Here is a 6,403-nt window from a genome sequence, read left to right as displayed (position 1 = left end):
ACCTTCAAGTGTCTCTATTGTCCTTTTATATTTGTCATCGGCAGGATTTTCTATAAAAGGTATCATGGCCTTATTGGCTTCCTGAAGTTCCGGGGAAGCCTGTGAAGTTTCCGGCAAAATACTAATCGTTTTTCCAAATTCGTCTTCATAAAGGGTTTCCATTACATTGGTATTGTCTAAGGTAACCCCTGCTATTTTAACATATTCATCTGCCGAAGTATGGCTAAAAGCCAATCTGAAAATTCCAAAGGCAAGGACTACCACATAAATTGTGGCAGCTATAGCAACCCCTCTTTTGATTTTTTTCCATTCCCAATTTAAGCCGGTCATCCAGTTGAACAGCGATGCGAACCAGGCAACTAAAAATGAAATCCCCCAAATACCAAAGACAGAAGCAATTTGTTGAATGGCTTTAAACTGGTATTGGGTGTTGGCAATGGAGCTCCAAACATCCCCGCTTTCGAGGGTATTTAGGTATTCCAGGCTTATGAATGCCGCAGGAAAAATAAGTGTTCCCAAAAAACCTTTTTCTTTCGCTTTGCTCAGTTTATCTATAAGGTAGGGTAATATAGATTTCAATGATACGATCATGAGTATGATCATAAAAATGGGCAGGGGAGCCGGAAATACTTCATAGACGGCCAACAGCCCGGAAATATAAAGGCCCAGCACCCCAAAAACCAGAACTTGCCATAATTTGACATTCCTCGAGAAATAAAGTAAAAAGGCAAGTCCAAACCAGGGTGCAATAAATATGGTCCACTTGGCTGAACCGAAGATCATAAAGAGCATTCCCAGAACTAATGCTACGTACGGATTGGATAAATAACGTTTTAAAGTTTTCATGATACTGAATTTTTGATTACCAAACAAAGTAAGTGTATGCCTTGACCAAAGTCGACAGCATACATGAAGTCGAACCAAAAAAATGAGTATGATTTTCAGTCCCTGATATCGAACCTGTTAAAAGATCAGGTAGTACCGGCTTTAAAAGCCGTTGGGGTTGTTCCCGTATATTTTTTGAAAGCCGTGTTGAAGCTCGACTTGGAACTAAAACCCACTTCATACATTACTTCCAGCACAGTTAGTTTGGTATCCTGAGATTCCCTCAAGATACGTTTTGCCTCTTCGATGCGGTAACTGTTGATCAGGTCGAAAAAAGATTTGCCCAATTCCATATTGATTAAGGTGGAGAGCTGACGTGGAGAAATCTGCATTTGTTCTGCAAGTAAATTCAAAGTTAGCTCAGGCTCCAGAAATGGCTTGTTTTTAGACAAATGCTCCCGGAGTTTTTGGAGGAGGGAATCATTTTCTTCTGAATCGACCGTGTTCGTACCTGCACTTCTGGGAGCACCAAGGAAGATCTCATTTTGGTGTAGCCCCTTGAGCAAGACGCTGTTAATAAAAAACAACAAGCCTATTAAACTTAAAGCGATCGCCCCCTGATCCATGCGAATAATCTGACTGTGCCTGAGTACGTTGCCAAAAGTACTTGCCAGCACGGAAATGATAAAAAAATTGACTAAGAAATTCAACCAATTGAGATTTATCTTGTCAATATTCGAGAATTGCTCCACAATGGTGCGCCGATAATGTTTAATAGTAATTTTAATGGCCACCAAATAGGCTAGTTCGTATATAAAACCGAAGACAGAGATAAGAATAGAGCTGAGATTCTTTCCTGCCTTAACATCTTCCAAAACCCATTGTTGCTTTTCCGGAGATTGGCTGTAATAAAAAATAACCAATAAAATCATAATTATTACAAAAGGTAATGCATGCAGTAAATGAATGTATCTGAGACTAAATTTAGGGGTGGTCAGGGACTGAGTATATAACAGTAGCAGTGGGGCGTGAAAAACAACCAGACTGTTAAGAATTAGTGCGTACTGGCTTTTCTCTTCATAGAATTCGGTGGAAAGCAGGTAATAGTCCAGTAATCCAAAGGCCAAACTCAGGAAGAAAAAGGCCAGGAGGTAATTGCTCAATTTTCTGCCTTTTTTAGAAAAGAAAAGGAAGAAGCTTATAAAAAACAACTGAAAGAGTACCAGTAAGGTCAGAAAATTAAAAAGTTCTGCCATTTATTAGCTGTTAGTTTCTGTATCAGATGGAAGGCAATATTTATTATTGCTTTTTATAAATGTATCACATAAAACCGAGTAAATAAAGTTCCTAACCACAAGTGCTGTGATAATTCTCCTTAAGGACTCTTCAATCTTCAAAAACTGAACTAATTGGGGGTTTTACGAAAGAAGTTGATCATTGGAACTGGTAGTTAGCTATCCAGCGTAGTGAATTGTCTATAATTATAGTATAGTGGTTTATTCAGAAACAGGAATTCAACTTCACAATATAGTGAGGACCAGAACAGTTATTCAGGTGTGTATGCCTTTCTGTAATACCTTTATTTATCAGGTTTTGGGTACGTTCATTTTCACAAATTCTACCCTTCTGTTATTAGCTTTGCCTTCAGGTGTGCCATTATCAGCCACCGGTACATCTTCTCCAAATCCTTTTGAGACCATCCTTTCGCCGTCAATACCCTGTGCAATTAATTCATCCACTACTGTCTTAGCCCGTTGTTCCGATAAATTTATATTAAACTGAGTATCCCCATCGCTATCCGTATGTCCTTCAACACTAAAATTTATTTCCGGATGTTCCTTCATTAGTTTCGCAACTTCATTAATTACACCCATAGATTCAGGTTTTAAAGTTGCTTTTCCTGAATCAAATTTTATTCCGTTAGTAACAATTTTTCCATCAGTTAAAAAGCGATCATATAGTTGTACGGCACCTTCTGCTATGCGGATATTTTTTATCATTGTGGGATAATCTCCAGTTTGACTATAATCATAGGTGCTTCCTTTCAAACTTATTGCCAATGGATTTCCCTTTACATTGGGCAACATTAATAATCTGTCCTGATCAATATATATTTTTAGTGCTCTTATGTTAAAGGAAATTGCCACGTGACGCCAGTGAGGGTATTCTTTTTGAGATTCTTTAGGTAAATTTCGACGCATTCTACCACCATCATAAGAAGCTCCTTGTTCATAGCCCACATCAATAACACCAATATCTCCTAGTTCAGATGGGCGGTGGAAAGCTTCTCCTTTATCCCAGAATAATATTTCGTATTTGGTAGTTCTATGAGACAAATACATGTCGAATTCTATGGTAAATTTTTCCGGTAGATAGTCTCCCTCTTTTTTCATAAGTGGTTTTATGGTTGCCCCGGAACTTTCAACAGGAAACCGAATAACGTTTTCACCTTCAAATAAGGCGTTTTCAACGTAGCCATCAATTAAATCCCATTGCGAGGGGAATTCCCCATTTTGCTCTCCCTCTAAATTGTCTTCAAATATTACTGTTTCACCCGGCACAAAATCATATTTAGACCAGGGTTTAGCAACCTGATCATCTGTGGTTTCTTCAGCGTTCAGTTCATTTTCTTTGGTTTGTTTTTCTTCTGGTTGAGGTTCTTCTCCTTCCAAAGCTTTTTCAACCTCCTTTTCGGCTTTCTTTTTTAGTTTGCCAAGTATTTGTGCTTCAGACACTGTAGGCATCTGTAGGAACAAGCCAACTATCAGAAATAAAAATATATTTTTCATGATCTGTAGATATAAAATTGATTTCTTTTAACGTTTGGAACAAAACTATGAACCCCTTTGAAGGATGCCAATGATATAGATCAGCACCACTTAGTATTTCTATGTGAGATTATAGCTTCTTTTCCAACTCTTTAAAAAAGAGATAGATTCAAAGTGATTAGGGCCGTTTTTTGATGAATTTATCTCCAGCACTATCCTACCGGCACGCACGGGAACCTATCAATTCTCTAACTCCATATCACCATCAAACACCTGCATACATTTTTCGATTTCCTTATGGGCCCTCTCCGTGGTAAAACCAAGTCCAATGGCATATTTAAAAATCAAATTTCGCTCCTCTTCATCAATTTCATGGTCGGCACAGATAATGCTGAACAGGTCATGGAGCCGTTCAATACGTTCTTCCAACGAATAGGGAGGAATCAAGTGGTACTTCCCGGGATTTTTTAATATGGTTTTGACTTCTTCCTGTGAAACATCGAGCTTAACGGCCAAACGCTTCAAAACAATTTCTTCTTCGGGATTGATAGGGCCATCTATGATCGCCAACTTTACAATTGCGGCGAAATGCGATACTTTACTTTCGTGCTCCCCCGATTCGTAAGCTTCAAAGATTGACATATTCTGTTTATTTTTAAGGTTCCAGTTTACTCAATAACTGCTTTTCAACTTTATTAATAGCTTAAAGCATTCCTCCTATATAGTTAAACACCCTTGTTTTGTAATCATTAATCCCGGTATAGAATTCCTCAAAACGATCTTTTAATTCCTTATGGTTTTCCAGGTAAAAGGTATCGCAAGAAATGTCCTGACACTCCAAAATACCTTGTAACTTGTCTTCATATTCGGCGATTTCTTTCTTTAAGTTCTTCGTCTCCTTTACCCTGGTCTCAATTTCATGCCTGAACTTTTGTAACCGTTCAAAAAGATTAGGTGTGTTTTCTTTGTAAATATGAGCATTCAATAACTGTTCTATAAACCGGGTTTCAGTTTCAATATATCCAAGGATCAATTTCCACCATTGGGCATCATGGTGGAAAGCCGTCAATAGTTCTTCCTGTGTGTTTTGTTCGCCCAACATTTTAGCTATTTTAAAATTGATCGAAAAGTTACGTTTTTTGGTAGCTCTTTTAAATGATCCATATCAGTTCTGTGTCTTTTTTTCTAAATAATTTGCATCACTTTTGCGCCCCTGATCTTTTGTTCCTTTAAATCAATTAGTGCTTCTTTGGCCTGTTCCTTATTATTTTAAATAGGTGAGCAGTTCAGTGAAAAATTCAAACAGGTTTCTGATCAGGAAGCGATTCAGTTGTTGGAAGAAACCAATGCACCAATGAAACCTAGCCTTTGACTACCACTACAGGTCTAAGTTTAGCTACTTTCCTGGCAATACCGGAATTACATACGGTCTCGACCACCATATTAACATCTTTATAGGCTATGGGTGCTTCTTCGGCTATTCCTTTAAAGGAACCCGCTTCTACAAAAATGCCTTTTTCTTTGAGATTTTCTTTGAGTACCGGAGCGTTTACTTGTTTCTTTGCAGCCGTCCTGGACAACCTTCTTCCCGCTCCGTGGCAACATGAACCGAAGGTCAGTTCCTTGCTTCTGGTAGTGCCGGCCAACACATAGGAACAAGTACCCATGCTTCCGGGAATAATCACGGGTTGCCCTACCGATTTATAGGATTCAGGTAATTCTTCATACCCCGGACCGAAAGCCCTTGTAGCCCCCTTACGGTGTACAATAACCTGAGCTTGCTTTCCATCGACTAAATGTGTCTCAACTTTGGCAATATTGTGCGCCACATCATACATCAGTTTAAGAGGTTCAATGTTTGGTCCAAAAATATTCCTCCAGGCGTTTCTGACCTCCCACGAGATTACTTCCCTGTTGCACCAGGCATAATTGGCCGCAGCACACATGGCTTTGAAATAATTCTGCCCTTCTTTGGAATTGAAAGGCACGCAAGCCAATTCCCTATCGGGCACTTCAATGCCATAATTGGGCATTGCAGATATGATTTGACGAATGAAGTCAGTGGCGACCTGATGCCCTAACCCACGGGATCCGGTGTGAATCAATATCACCACCTGACCTTTGGCCAGTCCGTAAGCTTCTGCAATGGTCTCTTCATAAATTTCCGCTACATAATCCACCTCTACAAAATGGTTTCCTGAACCTATAGTGCCCAGTTGGTCAGTACCCCTTTTTTTTGCCATATCGGAGACCAAAGACGGATCTGCATTTTCCAACCGACCATTGCTTTCCATAAAAGCCAAATCCCTCTTTTCCCCATATCCTTTTTCAACAGCCCACTCGGCTCCTTTGAGAAGCACTTCATCCATTTCTTGCGCAGAAAGTTTAATTTGCCCGCCTTTTCCCATCCCAGAAGGGACCTGGGCATACATTTCTTTGGATAGCATCTCCAATTTATCCTTGATGTCTGCTATTTTTTGGTCGGAAGTAAGTAACCGTACCCCGCAATTGATATCATAGCCTATACCCCCTGGGGAAATTGCTCCGTCTGGATGCAAAGTGGCCGCAACGCCACCAATGGGAAAACCATATCCTTCGTGAACATCGGGCATAACAAGGGAAGCTCCCTTTATACCGGGCAGGGATGCCACATTTACCAATTGCACAAGGGACCGATCTTCCATAATGGCGTCGAGCAAAGGTTCGGATGCCAATACCCTGGCGGGTACCCGCATATTAGGTCGGAATGCTTTGGGAATCTCCCACAAGAAGTCTTCTATTTTATGGATATCGGCTTTTTTAATTTTCAT

The 6,403-nt window shown here is 39.8% G+C and carries 6 protein-coding genes; all 6 read right to left on the bottom strand.

The window, feature by feature from the left end; genetic code table 11:
* The coding region (locus WBM60_RS15055) for a hypothetical protein (RefSeq protein WP_424283275.1) at positions 1–846 on the bottom strand (846 nt) is incomplete at its 3' end.
* A gap of 125 nt (positions 847–971) precedes the next feature.
* Positions 972–2,081: a helix-turn-helix domain-containing protein gene (locus tag WBM60_RS15050; protein WP_424259610.1), complete on the bottom strand. Its 1,110-nt coding sequence runs from the start codon at positions 2,079–2,081 to the stop codon at positions 972–974.
* A gap of 330 nt (positions 2,082–2,411) precedes the next feature.
* A complete protein-coding gene (locus WBM60_RS15045; RefSeq protein ID WP_424259611.1) occupies positions 2,412–3,614 on the bottom strand; it encodes an OmpA family protein in 1,203 nt (400 codons plus the stop codon).
* Positions 3,615–3,833: 219 nt separating this feature from the next.
* The gene (locus WBM60_RS15040; RefSeq protein ID WP_424262610.1) at positions 3,834–4,235 is read right to left on the bottom strand and encodes a TerB family tellurite resistance protein; all 402 of its coding nucleotides are present in this window, start codon (positions 4,233–4,235) and stop codon (positions 3,834–3,836) included.
* Positions 4,236–4,296: 61 nt separating this feature from the next.
* Entirely contained in the window at positions 4,297–4,695 is a 399-nt protein-coding gene (locus WBM60_RS15035; RefSeq protein ID WP_424262612.1) for a hypothetical protein, read from the bottom strand.
* Between the two features lie 259 nt (positions 4,696–4,954).
* A complete protein-coding gene (locus WBM60_RS15030) occupies positions 4,955–6,403 on the bottom strand; it encodes an RtcB family protein (RefSeq protein WP_424262614.1) in 1,449 nt (482 codons plus the stop codon).

Origin of the sequence: Eudoraea sp., assembly GCF_049669105.1 — a bacterium.
Taxonomy (GTDB): Bacteria; Bacteroidota; Bacteroidia; order Flavobacteriales; family Flavobacteriaceae; genus Eudoraea.
The sequence above is the reverse complement of the archived record's forward strand: the minus strand, read 5'-3'. Positions and strand labels throughout refer to the sequence as shown.

Excerpts from the sequence above, each read along its gene's own strand:
- WBM60_RS15050 (WP_424259610.1), bottom strand. The coding sequence starts at position 2,081 with ATGGCAGAACTTTTTAATTTTCTGACCTTACTGGTACTCTTTCAGTTG.
- WBM60_RS15045 (WP_424259611.1), bottom strand. The coding sequence starts at position 3,614 with ATGAAAAATATATTTTTATTTCTGATAGTTGGCTTGTTCCTACAGATG.
- WBM60_RS15040 (WP_424262610.1), bottom strand. The coding sequence starts at position 4,235 with ATGTCAATCTTTGAAGCTTACGAATCGGGGGAGCACGAAAGTAAAGTA.
- WBM60_RS15035 (WP_424262612.1), bottom strand. The coding sequence starts at position 4,695 with ATGTTGGGCGAACAAAACACACAGGAAGAACTATTGACGGCTTTCCAC.
- WBM60_RS15030 (WP_424262614.1), bottom strand. The coding sequence starts at position 6,403 with ATGAAAATTAAAAAAGCCGATATCCATAAAATAGAAGACTTCTTGTGG.